This is a genomic window from Lysobacter sp. A286, from assembly GCF_054052105.1.
Map to the genome: position 1 here is coordinate 51,642 of NZ_JBSVRJ010000006.1, position 19,147 is coordinate 70,788.

The 19,147-nt window shown below is 63.4% G+C and carries 13 protein-coding genes, 1 tRNA gene and 1 pseudogene; 7 read left to right on the forward strand and 8 right to left on the reverse strand.

Annotation, left to right across the window (positions count from 1 at the left end; all coding sequences use genetic code 11):
* The 5 genes from ACW7G0_RS13865 to ACW7G0_RS13885 all read left to right on the forward strand — a co-directional run bounded on the left by ACW7G0_RS13865 (position 1) and on the right by ACW7G0_RS13885 (position 6,755).
* Positions 1-1,422, forward strand: a complete 1,422-nt coding sequence (locus ACW7G0_RS13865; RefSeq protein WP_456990531.1) for a sulfotransferase — start codon at positions 1-3, stop codon at positions 1,420-1,422.
* Positions 1,419-2,630, forward strand: a complete 1,212-nt coding sequence (locus tag ACW7G0_RS13870; protein ID WP_456990533.1) for an MFS transporter — start codon at positions 1,419-1,421, stop codon at positions 2,628-2,630. Before ACW7G0_RS13865 ends, ACW7G0_RS13870 begins: the two co-directional genes overlap by 4 nt.
* Positions 2,627-4,120 carry an NAD-dependent succinate-semialdehyde dehydrogenase gene (locus ACW7G0_RS13875; protein ID WP_456990535.1) on the forward strand — a complete coding sequence of 498 codons (1,494 nt, stop codon included), beginning with the start codon at positions 2,627-2,629 and terminating at the stop codon, positions 4,118-4,120. The genes ACW7G0_RS13870 and ACW7G0_RS13875 overlap by 4 nt, the downstream gene beginning before the upstream one ends.
* A complete protein-coding gene (locus ACW7G0_RS13880) occupies positions 4,120-5,865 on the forward strand; it encodes a serine hydrolase (protein ID WP_456990537.1) in 1,746 nt (581 codons plus the stop codon). The genes ACW7G0_RS13875 and ACW7G0_RS13880 overlap by 1 nt, the downstream gene beginning before the upstream one ends.
* 104 nt (positions 5,866-5,969) lie before the next feature.
* On the forward strand, positions 5,970-6,755 hold the full coding sequence (locus ACW7G0_RS13885) for a double zinc ribbon domain-containing protein (RefSeq protein WP_456990556.1): 786 nt from the start codon (positions 5,970-5,972) through the stop codon (positions 6,753-6,755).
* A gap of 43 nt (positions 6,756-6,798) precedes the next feature.
* Here ACW7G0_RS13885 and ubiA read toward each other — a convergent pair whose 3' ends face one another.
* Positions 6,799-7,695, reverse strand: coding sequence for a 4-hydroxybenzoate octaprenyltransferase (ubiA, locus tag ACW7G0_RS13890; protein ID WP_456990539.1), 897 nt, complete (start codon positions 7,693-7,695; stop codon positions 6,799-6,801).
* Positions 7,696-7,799: 104 nt separating this feature from the next.
* Between ubiA and ACW7G0_RS13895 the strand changes: the two genes are divergently transcribed.
* Positions 7,800-7,876 (forward strand) — tRNA-Arg (locus tag ACW7G0_RS13895).
* Between the two features lie 696 nt (positions 7,877-8,572).
* On the opposite strand, the gene ACW7G0_RS13900 is transcribed toward ACW7G0_RS13895, so the two are convergent.
* From ACW7G0_RS13900 to ACW7G0_RS13930, 7 genes are all read right to left on the reverse strand, one after another.
* Complete coding sequence (locus ACW7G0_RS13900) at positions 8,573-8,854, reverse strand: BPSL0761 family protein (protein ID WP_456990541.1); 282 nt, start codon at positions 8,852-8,854, stop codon at positions 8,573-8,575.
* 271 nt (positions 8,855-9,125) lie between these two features.
* Positions 9,126-10,301: a Fic family protein gene (locus ACW7G0_RS13905; RefSeq protein ID WP_456990543.1), complete on the reverse strand. Its 1,176-nt coding sequence runs from the start codon at positions 10,299-10,301 to the stop codon at positions 9,126-9,128.
* A 79-nt stretch (positions 10,302-10,380) separates the two neighbouring features.
* The gene (locus ACW7G0_RS13910; RefSeq protein WP_456990545.1) at positions 10,381-10,614 is read right to left on the reverse strand and encodes an antitoxin; all 234 of its coding nucleotides are present in this window, start codon (positions 10,612-10,614) and stop codon (positions 10,381-10,383) included.
* Positions 10,615-10,918: 304 nt separating this feature from the next.
* A complete protein-coding gene (locus tag ACW7G0_RS13915; protein WP_456990547.1) occupies positions 10,919-12,226 on the reverse strand; it encodes a TniQ family protein in 1,308 nt (435 codons plus the stop codon).
* Positions 12,223-13,251, reverse strand: a complete 1,029-nt coding sequence (locus ACW7G0_RS13920) for an AAA family ATPase (protein ID WP_456990548.1) — start codon at positions 13,249-13,251, stop codon at positions 12,223-12,225. Before ACW7G0_RS13920 ends, ACW7G0_RS13915 begins: the two co-directional genes overlap by 4 nt.
* Positions 13,252-13,253: 2 nt before the next feature.
* Positions 13,254-15,647: a hypothetical protein gene (locus tag ACW7G0_RS13925; protein WP_456990550.1), complete on the reverse strand. Its 2,394-nt coding sequence runs from the start codon at positions 15,645-15,647 to the stop codon at positions 13,254-13,256.
* A 2,108-nt stretch (positions 15,648-17,755) separates the two neighbouring features.
* Positions 17,756-18,595, reverse strand: coding sequence for a hypothetical protein (locus ACW7G0_RS13930; protein ID WP_456990552.1), 840 nt, complete (start codon positions 18,593-18,595; stop codon positions 17,756-17,758).
* A gap of 276 nt (positions 18,596-18,871) precedes the next feature.
* Between ACW7G0_RS13930 and ACW7G0_RS13935 the strand changes: the two are divergent.
* Positions 18,872-18,970, forward strand: a pseudogene (locus ACW7G0_RS13935) (oxidoreductase); the annotation flags it as partial.
* Positions 18,971-19,147 lie beyond the last annotated feature (177 nt).

Sequence of the window (19,147 nt, forward strand, 5' to 3'; positions counted from 1 at the left end):
ATGAGTGCAGGCCGGCCAGACCAAGCGGCGGACACCGCCGCGGCCGAAGCGCTGCAGCGGATCGACGACTTCCATCGCGCGGGCTATGCCGCCACGTGCATCGCGGCAATGGATGCGCTGGCGGCGGACGCCCGTGGCCAGCCGGATGTGCTGCAAGAGCTCGGCCTGCGCTACACCCTGCTCGGCCTGTTCCATGAGGCCGAGCGCTGCTACGCACTTGCGGTCGGGCAGCGCCCCGACGATCCGTCCTGCCTCTACAACCACGCCACCACGCTGATCGCGCTGGGCCGGCTGGACGAGGCGGAAGCGGCGCTGGACCGGGTGATAAGACTGGCGCCCGGCGATGGCGACGCCTGGTACAACCGCTCCACGCTGCGCCGGCAGACACCGCAGCGCAACCACGTGGCCGACATCGAGGCCCGACTTGCGCAGATCCCCGACGCCGATCCTGCCGTCGTGCCGTTGTGCCACGCGCTGGCCAGGGAGCGCGAGGATCTGGGCGAGCACGCCGCCTCGTTCGCGGCGCTGAAGCGCGGTGCCGGCGCACGCAGGCGCCGGCTGCAGTACCGGGTCGAGGACGACCTCGACACCATGCGGCTGATCGCCGACACCTTCGACGCCGATTTCTTCGCGCGCCAGCACGCCGGGCACGACGACGCCAGGCCGCTGTTCGTGGTCGGCCTGCCGCGCAGCGGCACCACCTTGGTCGACCGCACCCTCAGCTCGCACGGCGCGGTGACCAGCCGCGGCGAAAGCGCCGACCTGGCGCAGGCGGTGGTGCGCCTGGCCGGCCCGGCCAGCGGCAAGGCCGAGCTGGTGCGACGCTCGGCGCAGATGGACTTCGCCGCGCTGGGCCGCGCCTACTGCGGCACCCTGCTGGCCGGCGATCACGCGCGCGTGATCGACAAGACACCGGGCAACGTCCTCTACCTCGGGTTGATCGCTGCGGCTCTGCCGCAAGCGCGCATCGTCCACCTGCGGCGCAACCCGATGGACGCCTGCTACGCCATGTACAAGACGCTGTTCCGCATGGCCTATCCGTTCTCCTACGACCTCGACGACCTCGGCCGCTACTGGCTCGGCCACAGCGCGCTGATGGCGCACTGGCGGCGGGTGCTGCCCGCGGAGCGCTTCCTGGAGGTCGACTATGAGGACCTGGTCGCCGACCACGAGGCCGTGAGCCGCCGCCTGGTCGCCCACGCCGGTCTGGACTGGGACGATGCCTGCCTGGCCTTCGACCGCAACCCGCAGCCGACCCTGACTGCCAGCGCGGCGCAGGTGCGGCAGCCGGTCTACCGCTCCTCGGTCGGGCTGTGGCGGAACCACGAACGCGAACTCGCGCCGTTGCGGCGGCGTTTTGAAGATGCCGGCGTGCCGATCGGCGAACGCATGATCGACAACCGCAAGGATCCCGCCGCATGACCGCCACCGCGAACACGAACGCGCCCACCATCACCATCGACGCCCCCGTCGCACAGGCTCCGGACCGGCTCTGGCTGTACGCCCTGCTGGCGCTGGTGGCCACCGCCGGCTTCTTCTACGTCAACATCATGTCCGCGATCGTCGATGGCCTGATCACCGGTCTGGGGTTCAGCAACGCACAGGCCGGCACCGTCGGCGCGGCCAACATCTACGGCGCCAGCGTCGGCAGCTTCATCGCGGTGCTGCTGGTACGACGCGTGCGCTGGCGGCCGACGCTGTTCGCGCTGCTGTCACTGCTACTGCTGCTCGACCTGGGTTCGTTGGCAATCCATGGCGCCGGCCCGCTCACCGCTATGCGCGCGCTGCACGGGCTGGTCGGCGGCATGGCGGTCGGCGTCGCCTATTCGGTGATGGCCAGGACCCATTCGCCGGACCGCGCGTTCGGCATGCTGCTGCTGGTGCAGTTCGGCCTCGGCGGACTGGGGGTGATGTTCCTGCCCACACTGGTGCCCGAGTTCGGCACGCGGATCCTGTTCCTGTCGCTGGCGGCGCTGACCGCCTGCGCGCTGGTGGCGATCTTCGCGATTCCGCATCTGGCCGACTCGCGTCCGGCCGCCGACGGCGCCGTCGCGCAGCGCATGTCCAGCACCGCGCGTACCACCGCGCTGCTGGCACTGCTCGCGTTGTTCCTGTTCCAGGCCGGCAACATGGCGCTGTCGGCCTTCATCATCCGCCTCGGCGAGCATTTCGAGCTCGGCCGCGGCTTCATCGGCCAGGCCCTCGGCTGGGCGACGTGGGTCGGCGCCGCGGGCGCGGGTCTGGTGATCTTCATGGGCACCCGCTTCGGCCGCCTGCGCCCGATGCTGGTGGCGATGCTGCTCACCCTGGCCGGCACCGCCGGCTTCTTCTGGAGCGGCAGTCAGCCGGTGTTCTTCATCGCCAACGTCGGCACCGCGATCACCTGGTCGTTCGTGGTGCCGTACCTGTTCGGCATGCTGTCGCGGCTGGACCTGTCCGGCCGCCTGGCGACGCTGGGCGGCTTCATGTCCAAGCTCGGTCTGGCCTCCGGCCCGATGGCGGCCGGCCTGCTGCTGCACGACGACGACTTCCCCTTGCTGATCGCGTCGGCGATCGTGGCGCTGGCGCTGTCCGGCGTGGCGATGCTGGCCGCCGCACGACGGATCGACCGACTGGAACCCCAGACATGAGCACGACCATGAACGACACGACCTCCTCCTTCGCGCAGTCCCTGTCCGATCCCGACCTGTTGCGCAGCCGCGGCCTGATCGGCGGCGAATGGCGCGACGCTGACGGCGGCGGCACCTGCGAGGTGCGCAATCCCGCAACGGGCGCCGTGCTGGGCACGATCCCGGACATGGGCGCCGGCGAGACCCGCCGCGCGATCGACGCCGCGCACGCCGCCTTCAAAACCTGGTCGAGCACCACCGCGAAGCAGCGCGCCGACGTCCTCAAGCGCATGCACAAGCTGATGCTCGAGCACCAGGATGACCTGGCACGGCTGATGACCGCCGAGCAGGGCAAGCCGCTGGCCGAATCGAAGGGCGAGATCGCGTACGCGGCGGGCTACCTGGAGTGGTTCGCCGAAGAAGCTCGGCGCATGTACGGCGACACCATCCCCGGCCACGCCGCCGACAAACGCATCATGACCCTGCGCCAGCCGGTGGGCGTGGTCGCCGCGATCACGCCGTGGAACTTTCCCTCGGCGATGCTCGGCCGCAAGATCGCGCCGGCGCTGGCCGCCGGCTGCACCGTGGTCTGCAAGCCGGCAACGCAGACCCCGTACTCGGCGCTGGCGTTGGGGGTGCTGGCCGAGCGCGCGGGCCTGCCGCCCGGCGTGCTCAACATCGTCACCGGCCGTGACGCCGCGGCGATCGGCAGCGAGCTGACCGGCAACGCCAAGGTTCGCAAGCTCAGCTTCACCGGCTCCACCGGCGTCGGCAAGAAGCTGATGGCGCAATGTGCCGAAACCATGAAACGCATCTCGATGGAGCTCGGCGGCAACGCGCCCTTCATCGTGTTCGAGGACGCCGACCTCGACGCCGCGGTGGACGGCGCGATGGCCAGCAAATTCCGCAACACCGGGCAGACCTGCGTCTGCGCCAACCGCCTGTTCGTGCACGAGGCGGTGTACGACGCCTTCGCCGGGAAGCTGGCCGAGGCGATCGCAAAGCTTCGCGTCGGCGATGGCCTCGCCGGCGCTACCGACCAGGGGCCGCTGATCGACGCCAAGGCGCTGGAGAAGGTCGAAGAGCACGTCGCCGACGCACTGGCCAAGGGCGCGCGCGTGGCCATGGGCGGCAAGCGCCACGACCTGGGCGGCACCTTCTACGAGCCGACGCTGCTGCTGGATGCGAAGCCCGAGATGCTGCTCGCCCGCGAGGAGACCTTCGGCCCGGTGGCGCCGCTGTTTCGCTTCTCCAGCGAGGACGAGGTGCTCGCTCTCGCCAACGACACCGAGGTCGGCCTGGCCGGCTACTTCTACACCCGCGACCTGGCGCGCGCCTTCCGCGTGGCCGAAGCGCTGGAGTGCGGCATCGTCGGCGTCAACACCGGGCTGGTCTCCACCGAGGTCGCACCCTTCGGCGGCATCAAGGAATCCGGGGTCGGCCGCGAAGGGTCGAAGTACGGCCTCGCCGACTACACCGAGCTCAAGTACGTGTGCATCGGCGGGATCTGATGGCGGCGGTGCGCGCGCTCGCAGGCCTCGTCGCCGGGCTGTCGATGTTCGTCGCCACCAGCACCGGCGCGCGCGAACTGCTGGACCGCGACACCCTGCTCTCGGGTACCTACCGTCACAGCGTCGACCTGTCCGCGTACGCGCCTGCCGCCGACGCGCTACCGCCGAGCCATCGCTTCGAAGGCCGCCTGCGCCTGTCCGGCCAGCCGTCCACGCGCACCCTCGTGGCGCTGGACGGTTTCCTCGGCCACAACGACGTCGAAGCCGCACGCACGCTGCCGCAGGACATCGACATCACCTTCGTGCAGGACGGCAACGCCCTGCTTCCGACGCAACGCGGGCCGATCCCCGGCAGCCATCCCTGGTGGGAGGTGGTGTTCGAAGCCGGACGCGTCTGGGACGAGCCAGGCGACGGTGGCTGGACCCGCGCCGCGATCCCCTTCGCGCTGGTGCAGCGGAACGCCAACTGCACCCACAACGGCGTGCTGATGCTGCTGTTCAAGGACGACGGCGCCGTATCGCACGCCGCCATGCAGGTCAGCAGCGAAACCTGCCACTACCTGCAGCTGGACATGTGGGGCGCGCTGCAGGCGGAGTACACGCCCGGGCCGGTCGCCGGCCGCGATGCGCTGGTCGCGGCCTACCGCGCAGAAGTTGCCGCCCGCCTGCCGGTGCGGTCGCTGTCGGCACTGACCATCGACCATCCGGGCGTGGATCCGGACAGGTTCGCCATCGGCGCGGCGAGCGGACGCACCACGTACGGCGTCGTGGTCGACGGCGTCCACTACCGCTCCGGATGCGACACCCGCCATGGCGCGTATCCCTACTGCGACGCTCTGGACATCCCATCGTATTCGGTCGCGAAGTCGGCGGTCGCAGGGCTCGCACTGATGCGGATGGAACGGCTGCACCCGGGCGTAAAGGATCTGCCGGTCGGCCCGTTCACGCACGCCAGCGGCTGTCTCGCCGACAAGTGGGCCGGCGTCACCTTCCAGCACCTGCTCGACATGGCCACCGGGCAATACGACTCGCCCGTCTACATGGACGACGAGGACGACGCGCGCATGCGCGATTTCTTGGCACCCGACACGCACGCCCACCGGCTAGCCTTTGCCTGCGAGGCCTATCCGCGCCACGTCGCACCCGGAACGCGCTGGGTCTACCACACCTCCGACACCTATCTGCTGGGGACGGTGCTGCAGCAGGCGCTGCGCCGCCTCCCGGGCCGCGAAGGCGAGGACATCTTCGGCGACGTGCTCTGGGCCGACGTGTTCGCGCCGCTGGGCCTGAGCCCCACCGCGCGCGTCACCCGTCGCAGCTACGACGACGTGCGCCAGCCGCTGTTCGGCTTCGGCCTGACACTGCTCAGCGACGACATCGCCAAGCTCGCGCGCTTCCTCGGCGAACAGCGCGGCCGCATCGACGGCCACCAGGTCGTCGACGAGGCCATGTTCGAGGCCGCCATGCAACGCGACCCCGAGCGGCGCGGGCTGCAGGTGGCCACACTCGAGCGTTACCGCTACCAGCACGGCTTCTGGGCGCGCGACCTGCAGGAAGAACTCGGCTGCGCGCAGCCGACATGGATACCCTTCATGTCCGGCTTCGGCGGCATCACCGTGACGATGTTCCCCAACGGCGTCGCCTGGTACAACGTGGCCGACGACGGCCTGCTGGCCTCGATCGACTTCGCGGTCCCGGCAGCGGAGGCGGCGAAGCTGGGCCCGATCTGCAGCCACGCGGGCTGACGCGGCGACCCACTGGCGGGCGAGCGCGACCCAGGCGGCCACCGACAGCCGGCATGGCGGTTTTCCGACAGTCACGACCCAGCCAGCATGGCAGTCTGGAAGTCATGGCCGGAACCATCAACCCAACCCGACCCCGGAAAGACAGCACCCGCAGACGGCTGGCGAACTGGTTGCGCGAAGACGCCCCGCAACTGCTGTGGCCGGGTCGCTGCCTGGTCTGTACCGCACGCGGCACGCGCGGCCTGGACCTGTGCGCCGCCTGCCTGGCGGATCTGCCGTGGCACCGCCATGCCTGCCTATGTTGTGCATTGCCGCTGCCGGCGACGGCACCCGAGCCCGGCCCACCCGGCGTACTGCCCGATCCGTCGATCTGCGGACTTTGTCTCGCTCAACCACCACCGTTGACCCAGACCCATAGCGCCTGCACTTACCATGCGCCACTGGACCGGCTGCTGCCCCGCTTCAAGTTTCATCGCGACCTCGCCGCCGGTCGCCTGCTCGTGCACCTGATGGCGCAGGCGTTTGCCCACCTGCCGCGCCCGGTCGCGCTGGTGCCGATACCACTTCACCATGCCCGGCTGCGCCAACGCGGCTATGACCAGGCGCTGGAGCTGGCCCGGCCGCTGGGGCGGATGCTGGATATCCCGGTATGGGACGACGGCTTGATGCGGCAGCGCGCCACCGCACCGCAGTCCCGCCTGGACGCCGCCGGTCGCCAGAGCAACCTGCGCGATGCATTCGCCGTGCGACCCGGCATCCGGCTGCCCGCCCATGTGGCACTGGTTGACGATGTGATGACCACCGGCGCGACGCTGCATGCGGCGGCAACCGCGCTGCGTCGGGCCGGCGTGACACGGGTCGATGCCTGGGTAGCGGCACGCGTGCCTTGATCCCACCTTGGCCATGCATGGCTGGTGTTACCGGCAGCCGTTATCAGCGCAGCGCGAGGTCCATCGCAATGCCGGCAAAAATCGCCAGGCCAACCCAGTGGTTATGCAGGAACGCCCGGAACAGGGGGCCGCGCTCGCGGTTGCGCGAGATCCGGAACTCCCATGCCACCAGCACCGCCGCGACCGCCAGCCCGGCCCAATAGGCACCCGCCAGCGACGCGCGCTGACCCACCAGGACCAACGCCGCGAAGAACATGACGTACAGCACCGCCTGGGCGACCAGATCCAGATCGCCAAACAGCACCGCGGTGGACTTCGCACCAACCTTGATGTCGTCGTCGCGGTCGACCATCGCGTACCAGGTGTCGTAGGCCGTCGACCACAGGATGTTGGCGATATACAGCAGCCACGCCAGTGCCGGCACCTCGCCGGTCACCGCGGCGAACGCCATCGGGATGCCCCAGCCAAAAGCCATGCCCAGGTAGACCTGCGGCAGGTAGGTGTAGCGCTTGAGGTAGGGGTAGGTTGCCGCCAGCAACAGGCCGATCAGACTCATCCATACCGTGAGCCGGTTCATCGTCAGCACCAACGCGAAGGCGGCCAGCATCAGTACCGCGAACAACGCCAGCGCCTCGCGCCCACGCACCGCGCCGGTCGCCAGCGGCCGTTGCCGCGTGCGCTCCACATGAGGGTCGAGCCAGCGATCGGCATAGTCGTTGACCACGCAGCCGGCCGACCGGGTCAGCCAGACCCCGGCGGTGAACACGAACAGCGTCCACAACGGCGGCACGCCCTCGGCGGCCAGCCACAGCCCCCACCAGGTCGGCCACAGCAGCAGCAACCAGCCGATGGGACGGTCGTTGCGGGTCAGCTTCCAGTACAGCCGCACGCGGGCCTTCCAGGGCGCAACGTGCTCGGGTTCAAAACGCTCGTAGCTCATGGGGCAATTATGGACGATGCCGTCGCGCCGGCACCGCACGACCCGATTTACCGCTAGAATGCCTTCCCCGTACCGCCGGGTTGACCGTAACGCGGTCACAACATGCGCCTGTAGCTCAGCCGGATAGAGTAGTGGCTTCCGAAGCCATTGGTCGGGGGTTCGAATCCCTCCAGGCGCACCAATCTTTTCTGCGACGATTCCGCGTGGGCCCACAAGCAGTTAGTGAGCGAATTCTCAAGATCTTCTGGCTTTTTGAAGTGGCCCCCAACAACTTCTAGGTTTCCTCGGTTTCGCCGCTAAGTGATTGCTCTCCAACGCCTCTTTCACGCCACCGCAGCTTTTTCGGCTCATTGCTGGGCGAAATTGGCCAGCGAACTGAAAGTGTGATTTTCCGAGAAGAGTAGAGTGTGAGTCCGTGCGAGATCTGCAGCGCTTCTGCCCCGGTGGCAGCACAGATTTCAAGCTGGTGTCGCTCGCAGCTACATTTGTCCCCCCATCCGCCTCGTCGATTCCGCAGTCAAAGCAGGCGGGGCATACCATTCCTCCAATCGGACCGGAGCGCGTCAGCACCGGGCACTATTGACAGATGCCCTAGCCTGCCCCGCCCTAAATTAGCTCGAATAACGGGAGCCAGCTAATCTTAGCTGGACCTAGCTAAGATTAGCTCGACCTCCGAAATCCAGCTAATTCAAGTACCGGCGCCTCCGAAGGTCGGTCCCGCCGCAAAGGTGGTCTTCCCAGCCTCCCGGTTGACGCGTGCTCCTGCGAGCTGTCGGCAAGTCCAACCGGATGACCCGAAGGGAATCTGGCGCCTAACGCGCTTGCATAGCTCTCCCTGGCGAGACACTGGGATCAGTCCCGGCGCTGCCGTCACTTACTACTCATCAGGCCAACTCAGCCGAGTGGAGTAACTAAGTGGGCCGAACCGGCATTGCTCGGCCCACTCAGGATGCGCGCCGGGATCCTCTAGCCCCATGCCGAAATCCGACAAAGGACCGGGGTTGGCCATAGACGACACCTGCTCAACAGTGGGGAAATGTCGTGCAATTTGCACGGCTTGTTGCCTGACGGCGAGAGGGAGGCTTTTGTCCCGCGCCAGTTCAATCAGGAAACCGCCGGCCCAGACCACCGCTCTGGTCCTTTCGTTTGGCATGGTCATGGTCGATCCTAATTTCGGCAGAATTGAAACCAGCATCCCGTCAAGCTGTCGCACAGGCTGCGACCTTCCTCCGTGCGGGGATCGCCGGTTCGACATGTAACGGCGCGCGATAAATGGAAGGATCACGAGTTCGCGCCTGTTGCGAAAGAATTGCACTTTGCGCAGCGCTGGGAGAAGCGGTTCGGCATAGGCATGGAGCAGTGAGACTGGGTCCGCCCCTCCTGTACAGCCGTAGGGTGGGCCACAGACAACCCACAAATAGTCATATCATCTAGCCAGGTGCCTGATCGAGCCGCTCCAAGATCGTGGTCGCCTGGAAAACCCGACCCCACTTGCGCTCATCGACCAAGGTCACTACCCCAGCCGCGAGGAGGTTGTTCAGCGCTGCGTTCGCGGCCGGTTGCGACACGCCAAGAACCTCCATCGCCTGCTTCACCGACAGCACGGGATGTCCGAGCAGGAACCGGGGCAAGCGCCTGGTGGCGGAATCGGAGCGGAAGGATGCGAGCTCGGCTTCCCAGCCCTCGACCAGTTGGAGCAGGTCCTCGGCGATTGAGATGGATTCGTCGCAGGAATTGACGATCGAGTGGCACAGCAGCTCAACCCAAGCGCCCCAGTCACCGCGCAGCTGCACACTGGCCAAGGCCTCGTAGTAGCCGCGCCTGACTCGCAGTAGCGCGCCGGAGAGATAGAGCGGTGGGTAGCCTTCCGCCGCAAGCATCAGTGGCAGCAGCAGCCGTCCAGTACGGCCATTGCCATCGTGATACGGGTGGATCATCTCGAACTGGGCATGCGCGACTGCCAGTTGCGCGACGATCGTCATCTGGGCGATCTCATCTTCCCGTTGGGCGTACTGGAAAATACTTGTCTCCAGCTCTGCCATACAGCCGGGGATTTGTGCCGGGGGTGCCGGTACGAACGTTGCGTCCTCGATTCGAAGGCTGCTCCCAATCCACGCCTGCGTGTGCCTGTATTCCCCGACCGGGAACTGGCCTTCCTCCGTGGCCAGGAGGATCTTGTGGAGCTCGTGGACGAGCTGAAGCGTCAAGGCAGCACGGCCACTTTCCCGAACACGGTTCAAGCCATGCTGGAGCGCCGTGACGTACCGCTCGGTGACGGTAACATCCGGCGCGAGGCCGTCAGCCCCGCGTGTCGCTTCATAGGTGAGCAACTCCGAGAGCGTGGCCTTTGTCCCCTCGATCTGCGAGCTGCTCACTGCCTCGCGACGCGCCAACGTCCTGGTAACCATGTCCGCATTGCGGATGTGGGCCATTGCTCCCCGGAGCCTTCCGAGTGCCTCGTGAGCACGGGTGATCGCCGCATGGTGACACTGACCACCAGGGATGGATCTTGGCGTAGCCGGGGCGACGAGGGCACACACGTTGGGGTGACCCAAAGCTGGCGCCAGGTAAGGCCGTAGGCTCGCCGCGAGCTGATCTCTGCGCATCTGCGTGGAATTCGATCCTTATAAACTGACCGTCAGTCTATAACGATATAGACGATCCCTTACAAAGGTGTCTTGGTGTTTATAAGGAAAACACAGGACGCCTTCCTCCGATCAGCTCTTCATCAAGAATTTCGCCGACGCTCTTGGCCGACACCTTTCCCGTCAGACCCTCGTCGATGCGTCCACCCAACAGGGCGCTCAGCTCCTGCCATGCTTGATCGGCATCCGTGCCGCCAGGGAATAGCCGCTCGAGTGCGTGTTGCTTGATCGTCTTGCTTTGTATGGCTGCTTTGAACACGGCGCTTTGCTCCATGAGAACACCTCTAAGCTTCACTCGAGGAGCGGAGCCAGTTTTACCAGCACTTCGTCCATGATCATGGCCGGGACGCGTTCCAGTTTTCGCCCGCGCCGGCGCCAAGGTCGAAGGGCTCCGAGTGCTACCGGTCTCCGACCAAGTCCGCGACCGCGTGCCCCCCTCGCAAGGCACCCGCTAGGCCACCAAACAACCACACAGAAAGGCGGATAGGCGTGCCCCGATCACGGGTGTCTAGAAACAGCAGAGGCTCTGTCGGCCTGCTTAGTGGCAGAGAATCCGGTTGATACCCCGGGCAGGCCCCTTAGCCCTGACGCGTAGGATCCCCGCCCAGCTCTAGCTCGGGAATAAATACGGACCACCCAAGCAGTACGGAACGCATTGCCTGTTCTGCAACTTCTTTGGTGGCTCCGGTAGCAATCATTAGCTGAGCGCCGTCGCGGCGAATTTCCGGCAGGATACCCTTGGATACGCGCTCCTGCACAAGCAACGCAGCTTGGAACTGTGCAGCCTTTTTTATTTTGCTTTTGACGCGGGCCCTCCGACGTCGGCGCTCCCGTTGGTAACGCTCCAGCAGTAGTGGGTCAGCACGCCAGATGTTTACGTGGCGAATATTTCCATGGCTCAGCACCCCGGTCACCGACGGCAGCTCGGCCTCGTCAGGTAATGCGAGCAGGTCCTTCAGCATCTTCTTTGCTCGATTCAACGCCGATCCTGATTTGGTCCTGCGCTTGTCCCGCTCCACCTTCACGCTCCCAATATCAAGCAGCCGAGGAGTGAGAGCGGCATCAGGCGCACGCAGTAGATCTACCACTCCTCTTGCTTGCACTACTGCGAGTCCGAGCAAAGTATTCAATGAAGGGCGCGCGCAGAGATCCTTCCTGCACCTCTTTGCGACCTCCCGAATGACACGGCGCTCGGAACTCGTGTACGGCTCAAGAAAACTCATCAAACGCGCCATCCCTAAATGGAACCTCGCGAGCCACTCATCCGGAGCCAAGAGCCGCTCCCGGTCGGATGCGTATTCGACAAGTTCCCACATTTGCTGTTCGCGCCACGCAGCATAGGAATCCATCTGAATCGGAATCCCAGTCTGTTTCCACAGTTGGGCCTTGCAACGCACGCAGTTTGGCCCCACGAAATCAACCTGACGAAGTCCGAAGAAAGTTCCACAAACGCAGCGATCGATAAGCGCGCATAGGTGCAATGGGCAGTGACGCACATGCGTTAGTTGATGGGCAAGCATCCCATACCCCGATCCGAACCGAGGATCTAGGCATAAAGGACATAACCGAACCCTGCGCGATATAAGCTCACGGCTCTGTCCAATTCTGAGACACTGCAGTGTTGTTAATCGAATATCGACGCGACCAGATAGCTTCTCTAACCCGTCCAATAACCGACTACATAAAGCTCCCCGCCCCACCCACTCCCTTAGCGTTTTGTAGCTTCCCATGTCGACAGGTTGGTCTGTACTCGCGAGCACGGCTAGACGAAGACATTTATTCAATGGGACGCAGTATGTCGCGGCAGTTCTCGCAACCAAGGAATGCAGTGACTCTGCGAATGGAGTGCCCAGTTGCTCGGGATATGGCAGCACAAGCGGCGTCACTGACCATAATTCCTGTTAGGGATCCGCTTTGCCTTCATTCGACCGGGAACCGCAGCTGATACTTGGCGAGCCACCGGCTCCAGCTCTCCCTCCATCGTGGATTCAATAGTGTCAGCCTCGGCGATCATCCTCTTCCATTGTTCGGGAAGGTGACGCGCTTTCACCAAGTGGCACCATGCAATTCCTGACTTGTCCGCGCCAGCGTAGATTCTTGCTCGCTTGACAAGACCTACGATCTCGCCAGGGATTCCATACGTCCATTTGTGAACATCGACAGCCCTCCCAGTAAGCAGCCCATGATTCAATCCATGGCCTTCCTCAATCCCTCTAAGAAAGCCTGCGAACTCTCTTGCGCCAAGTTCGTCACGGCAACTCATGCGGGAGAGGTGTATTCGAAACGTGCGTCGATTGAGCTGTGCGCTATACCCGAGCAACCCCAGAAGCTTGATCGTCCCGAACAACAGGATCGGGCAACCTACTTTGTCACCCAGCCGACGCAAGCTTTCCAGGTAATCAGTGGGGACTCGGGTTCTCTGGGTCAGCATCATCATATTGGCCTCATCAATGATCATCAGCTTCACACCTAGCAACTGGGCGAGGTTCGTGAACGCAGCTCTCATCTCCGGTTCCCCGTACGATCTGGAAGACTGGAGGCTTGTGAGCTTCATGAGCCTTTGCTTGATGTCAGGGTCGAGTGTCCAACTGGCTATGTCTTCAACATTCGCCCTGAAAGGGTCATCCAGACCAAGAAGACAATCGCGGATGAAGGCTTTTGGGCTGAAGTACGCCCGATCTGCCGGATCCAACTGCACTAGAACGTACGGACGGGTCCCTGGTGCCCATATCTTGGAATCGCCATACAACATCGGTCCGATGAGACTTGCCAATCGACTCTTCCCGGCACCGCCCGATCCAACACAGAAGCCGATATCGCCGGGTTCTGCAAACTGGCCGAAAAACATGGACTGATCGAGAGCGTATTGATACTCGCTGAAAATCTGAAGTGGAAGCTCGTTGTCCCTCATGCTCAACTCCTCAAATGGCGGTGGATCCGAGGCAATGCGTCGATCGCCTCCTCCGAGACTTGTGAAAGGAACAGCTCAGCGGTGGAACGGGGTTCTGTGAGGGACTCATCCGGCACAAGGCGATCTGTCACACTCACCGCGTCGATCTCCCTCCGGATACGCGCCTCTTTGATGTTGCGTGCCTCCTGATTCGCTGTCGCAATGGAACGGGCGAAGTAGATGCGCCTCATATCTGCAAGCCTCTGCACTTCCGACAAGCCTTGGCAGCGCTGATAATCTAGAGACCGAAGGCTGAGGGGCCCGGCCTCAGTCATCACGTGAAGCGTGGAAGGGTCACTACAGTCCAGCCTTGGATTGACAGGACGTTCCCCGCGGCCCAGCAGTGACGGGAGTTGTTCCGACGCGAAGCTGGAACCTCCGTAGCGAAAACCGCGCGAGGCAGATACCCGCTTCGCTTTAACCGGCAGCGAGGTGAAGTACCTTGACAGCAGGCAGTCCTTCACTTGAACCACCGCCTCTGGAAAGCACGCAAGAGATTCCTGCCAGAGCTGCTCAGGTGTCTTTGAGTTCGCTCCAATAGGACTCCTGTTCCACACCTCAAACATCCATTGATCGGCCCTGTCTACGATCTGCTCAATGCTCATGGATGCGGTGGCGATGCTCTTCCGCTTAGCATCTGCGGACCTACCCAGCTTGTCGAAGTACATTCCACCGCTCAGGCTTTGCAAGAAACTCGATATCTGTGCGTTGAACATCTCTCCCATCGCACCGAAGCGAGGGGCTCCTGGCGGTCGCTGCTCATAGCCGACGCCGAAGAATCCGCTTGTTTCCCGGATCGCGCGGTTGACGAACTCAGACCCCCAATCAAAGACGACCTGCGCTGGAAGGATCCCGTGACGCAAGTAGCAGTCCCGATAAGCCATAAGAACTGCGATAGAGCCTGACCTCCCAACCTTGACTCCCCGTCCAAGGATGTAGCCCGACGCATCGTCTACAAGCGGATAGAAAATCGGTCGCTCAAACTCAGATTCATGGTTTTTCTTCGACTTGATGTCTCCGTAAACCCCGTCAATGTGCACGCGTAGGCCGCCTACTTTCAGACTGGGATTAGCGTTCGCACCATCCGTCCTGGCCCGCACCGCATGCATTGCCCGCTTTCCACCAGCAAGAAACGCTGCCTTTTCTGCACCCACCTCTCGATTCAAGATCTGGCGGTGGGTCTCGCGGCTCGGAACTGGGAGCCCAAGTGCCTCCATGTGGATCTGAAAGTCTGCGTATATTTTCGTTTTTGCGGGGTGGACCCCTTTGGAGAGATAGCTAATCGCATGATTTCGTGTCTCATCTCTCACACGGGGCGGAACAGGATTGCCCTTGCCACCGCGATCACCCAATTTGCGCAAGAACGCAGCCATCCGTGGAGCCTGCTCAGCTTTTGCGATACGGAGGTTGTGTGCGTCCCGATAGTCGGTCGCATTCATTAGTGCTTTTCGTTCCCGCCTCTGGTCGAATCTTTGTTGCGCCGCCGCCGCCAACTCCAACTCTTTGCTCGACGCGCGCAGTAGTCGCAGGTGAAGAGGCCCCGGTTCCAGGACGGGCACAGCGCAATCGAGGTGTAATGTTCGTTTGTCAGCCTCGGCCTTCGTACCGTAAATGACAAAGTCTATCCCCAGGTGCTGGTGCTTTAAGAGACCAAACAGCTCTTCTTGCCAGATCGCCTGATAGAGCCAAGCGCCGGTGACCCCCTCGTATGCGCTGCAAAGCTCGAGCACGGTGTGCGGACGCGCTGCCAGTCGCTTCCGGATCAACCGCAGTGTTCCCGGATAGTTCGCGAGGAGATCTTCGCGAGGCAGGCGCGCCAGCAATTGAAGGTTTGCCCTGTAAGCCATTGGTAGGTGATCAGGGCAATACACCTTGAAGTCGATCCCGAACTTGCTTGCTGCCTCGAGTGCCGGACTGTGAATGTACTCGCCGCTGTCGATCTGCATCCAGTCCGGGCTTCTTCCCACCAGTTCCTCTAGTTGCTTTTTTCGTTTGCACTCGACGAGTGCGATCGAATTGAGTCCGAAGACGAGATAGTCAGGCGTTGCCTCAACGGCTCTCTTCCTGCCCCTTTTGTCTGTGATCACTTGGATAATCGGAGGGGGCTGGGCTCGCAGATCGAGCACCCTTCGTTCGAGCACGGCCTCGAGAACGAATAGCTTCTCGCAGCTGCCTGATTCGTACTCGGTCAGGTGTGGAAACCTGTCGCTCGCGTAAGCTCCGCTCACGCTAAAAATGGAGTTGCGACCTACAAACCTTGACGGGTCTGCAGTCAATGCGTGTTCAACGTATTCCACACCCTGAGGGGTCAGCCGCTGGTACGCAGGCGACCGTCGAATCTGATGGTTCAGCTCCACGATTCCTCCTTGCCCCTGGAGGGGCCCTCCGCAATAGCCTCGGGTGCCCGCAGAACGGACTTGAAGCCGTTCGGACGAGCAACACACTCGACAAGCGCCAAAGCGAGCGAGATCCTCCCGCGTTCTCTTGGGCTTGATCTAAGCAGTCGAAGGGGTAGAATCGGTAGTGAGCGCCCAACCGACGCTGCTCCATGACGATGCCCCAGTTGCCACTGGGGCATCGTCGTTTCCGCCCCCAGAGTTCCAGTTAACTCATGGCGGCGCCCTCCCTAACAGTGTGTTGGGGAAGTGAGTCGAGCCAGCCTGCAATCTCGGCCGTGCTGGCAAACCATCCTCGGCGTCCAGGAATTCGGAACGTCTGGACCGGGAGTCGCCCCCGAGACCTAGCTTTCGCCAGCGCGTACGGTGTGCGATACCCCAGAAGATGGGCGACGTCACTGGTGCCCACTATGGCGCCATATTCCCTGAGCAGCAGTCGCTCCAAGGGTGTCGTGTCGTGCATGCCATGTCTCGCTGTGTCCCAGACTGGTCCGACTCTAGGGCAGCATCCGAGCTTCCGCAACACCTTGATTCTGTTGCTTTTACTCCTGTTTGTATGAATCGAAATGTCTTGGTTGGTTTCATTCGAGGCGTCGGGATGGGTGGCTACGGACCTCGACGCAGGGTCCGCTCTTCGGTGGCCTGAGCGAGTGGTAGCCCTCATGCACCAGCCGCCCATCCGTAGGGGCGGCAGACACGCTTGCCACTGCCGCGAGCAATGGGAGTGCGGAATTCGGTCAGGTCTCCACAACCTGCGCGCCAGGCGAGCGGCTTCCATCGAGCGAAGCGTGGGAGTGGCTGACGTCCGAAGTGCCCACGCCCAAGCTGAAGAGCCCGGCGGTGTCTGGCAGTTCATCGCGCTGATCAGGCCTCCGCAGCCGCTTGGCTCAGCCTGTGTTCCTTCGAAGAGGTGCGTCTTCAGCGCCACTTGCTACTCATGTTCGCGAGTACTTCGGGTAGCGACTGGAAGAGCGGCTCTGGCGGCTGTCGCGACGAGCGTAGTACGTACCTGGATGCTCGGCATGGCTAACATGAGGCAACAGGAGACCAGGTCGATCGAGGTTCCTCATCCCCCCACGGATAGTGCCAAAAAGTTACACGATGGGGTCGCATGGCTGGCGGACGGCCAAGCGGGGAATTGGGCAGCGATGTTTCCTCGCATTGCCTCGTGGCCTTCCGCCCACAGGACCGGCCGGCCTACTTAGGCGAACCTGGTGGCTGTGCTTGCGGCCCTGACGCCACAGTCACTGATAGAGCTGAGAGACCGCTACCGGATTCACTACACGCGAGAATACTTTGTGTGATCCCCAAGCCCGCTGTAGTTCGGGGCTTGGGGCTCTGTGCTTTCCTTCTGTCAACCGCTGGCCCCGACCAGCAGTAACACGATAGGTCCGCTTCCGGCCAGAAGCGGACATTGCAGTTGGGCCGTGCGCACGCTGACAGGCCCCCAACCTTCGAGCCGGGCTTGAGGCGGATAACGTCGAGCAACGGGCCGAAGTCGTACCCATCGGCTTAAACACGGCGCTATGTAGAAATGAACCGCGGGCAGCCGCTCACCGCAACGGACGGAAGAACGCGCGGATTTCTTCCGCCAGGAGCTCCGGCTGTTCCATGGCAGCGAAGTGCCCGCCTTTGGGCATAGGCGTCCACCTTTTGACATCGAACACCCGCTCGACCCACGAGCTTGGAGGCGTAGGAAGCTCGGCTACGCTAGCGCCGGTGATCAGAGAACCGTAACGCCGAAACGAGGCGGCGCGGGCCTTCGCTGACTTGGAGTTTTCTCCCCCGAGCCGGTCTGCGATCTCGTCGAATAGGGCCTTGGAAATGGCGTCGCCTTCATCCGTTCCATCCGGCGCCGCGCAAGCAGACCTTCGCGGACGCTCAGTACCGACGAAAGCTGCCCAGAGTGGTCAAGATACCCTTCGTGAACTGGGCGAGCCGCAATCGCTGGTACGAACGGCCCACGCTTCCAAGCGTTGCTAGGACGTCCGCCTGAGCTACCAGCCGTCTTGTAGCAAAACGGTGGTGGTCGGGCGTTCCCGCCTCCCGGGACGCGTCGTCGGGCTGGCTCAGGCGTCGGCAACGATGAGCCAGGCTGGTGCCCAACTGTAATCAAACAAATGGGCGCTCGACCGGACTCGAAAACCGGCACTTTCGAGTTCCTTGCACCAAGCAGAGACCGGCTGCTCAAAGTTCGACGGTGCCGTGGCCCGTAGTTGTCCAAGCAGCATGGGGGCTAGAAATCCGCCGGCAACCAGCGGGCCGTCCTCACCATATTCCTGCGCCGCTCGCTCGTAGCGTTGTGCCATCGAAACGACCTGTTCGCTTTCATTGTTGTGTTCGGGGACGTCGAACTCAACGATGGCAATTCGCGCCACGTGCCCGCGCAGCTGCTTGAGTGAATTAAGCCGCTCAATGGGCGGAATTGATTGGAGGGCGAAGCTCGATTGGGCGAGATCCCAGAAATCTCCGGGTGCGATCTTCGACAGGAACGCCTGTAGCGTCAGCGGCCACGCGTTGCCGGGGGGAAGTTTCGGCCTTAGCGTCGCTAACAGGCCTGCGGGTTCTACAACGTCAACGCTGCCGGGGGCGACGGATGCGTGTGCCAGGGCCGGGAGCAGGGCCATGCCGTCGCCGGCCCCGATATCGAGAAGTGAGCTGACAGCATGTTGCCCGTACAGCGAGGCCAATGCGCTACTGGTTGCGCTGTAAAGTCCGGGATTGCCGCCGCCACGGATAAAGACCTGAAAGGCGTGGGGTGCATCGTAGGCGTTGCGGCTGCCGGCGGCGAGATTCTCGAGGATGGCGGCTGCCATCAAAGAGCCGTCACCGCGTGCCGTCGTGAGGTTTTCGTTGGCGTCTTCGCGATGAGCCAGCTGGAGGAGGGCGCGGGCAAGCGGATCATTCATCACAGCCATGCTAACCGAGGCATCGGCGTCTCGCACACGTGCCGCGATTGTTCAGTCGATCGTGTTGTGCGGCTCCGATGCGAAGGGCAGTGCAGAACCTGGAGACGACGGCCTGTTGCATTAAGCCAGACATCGCCGATCGCACGGGGGCGGCGATCAACGCCGTCCACCCTGCCGTTTTCGTCATGGAATCGCCGCTCCACGGTTTCGCCAATTGTGCCCACGGCCCGACGACGCCGACGACAACGCGCACTCGTCCGTGCAGCCTGAGGTGAGTTAAAGGGTACGATCTTCACGGTCCAGCAGGCGCTGCCGCTGATGGGTGAGGGCGGTTCGATCATCCTGACCGGATCGAGCGCCGATAGGCCTGGGTCCTTCGAGCACGATTGAACCCCGCAGCTGCGGGGTTTTTCGTGCCTGTGTCACCTCGGCCGGCTTGCAGGGGCTGAGGAGGGAGTCAGGGGAGCGTCCGCTTCCGGCCAGAAGCAGACGTACGTTTTACACCCAGATTTTAGTAACAATCGACCATGCCCCGCCCTTCCCGGGCGCCCG

Bases quoted from the DNA above. Each gene is read 5' to 3' on its own strand.
- ACW7G0_RS13865 (WP_456990531.1), top strand. From the start codon at position 1: ATGAGTGCAGGCCGGCCAGACCAAGCGGCGGACACCGCCGCGGCCGAA.
- ACW7G0_RS13870 (WP_456990533.1), top strand. From the start codon at position 1,419: ATGACCGCCACCGCGAACACGAACGCGCCCACCATCACCATCGACGCC.
- ACW7G0_RS13875 (WP_456990535.1), top strand. From the start codon at position 2,627: ATGAGCACGACCATGAACGACACGACCTCCTCCTTCGCGCAGTCCCTG.
- ACW7G0_RS13880 (WP_456990537.1), top strand. From the start codon at position 4,120: ATGGCGGCGGTGCGCGCGCTCGCAGGCCTCGTCGCCGGGCTGTCGATG.
- ACW7G0_RS13885 (WP_456990556.1), top strand. From the start codon at position 5,970: ATGGCCGGAACCATCAACCCAACCCGACCCCGGAAAGACAGCACCCGC.
- ubiA (WP_456990539.1), bottom strand. From the start codon at position 7,695: ATGAGCTACGAGCGTTTTGAACCCGAGCACGTTGCGCCCTGGAAGGCC.
- ACW7G0_RS13900 (WP_456990541.1), bottom strand. From the start codon at position 8,854: ATGACCATGCCAAACGAAAGGACCAGAGCGGTGGTCTGGGCCGGCGGT.
- ACW7G0_RS13905 (WP_456990543.1), bottom strand. From the start codon at position 10,301: ATGCGCAGAGATCAGCTCGCGGCGAGCCTACGGCCTTACCTGGCGCCA.
- ACW7G0_RS13910 (WP_456990545.1), bottom strand. From the start codon at position 10,614: ATGGAGCAAAGCGCCGTGTTCAAAGCAGCCATACAAAGCAAGACGATC.
- ACW7G0_RS13920 (WP_456990548.1), bottom strand. From the start codon at position 13,251: ATGAGGGACAACGAGCTTCCACTTCAGATTTTCAGCGAGTATCAATAC.
- ACW7G0_RS13930 (WP_456990552.1), bottom strand. From the start codon at position 18,595: ATGAATGATCCGCTTGCCCGCGCCCTCCTCCAGCTGGCTCATCGCGAA.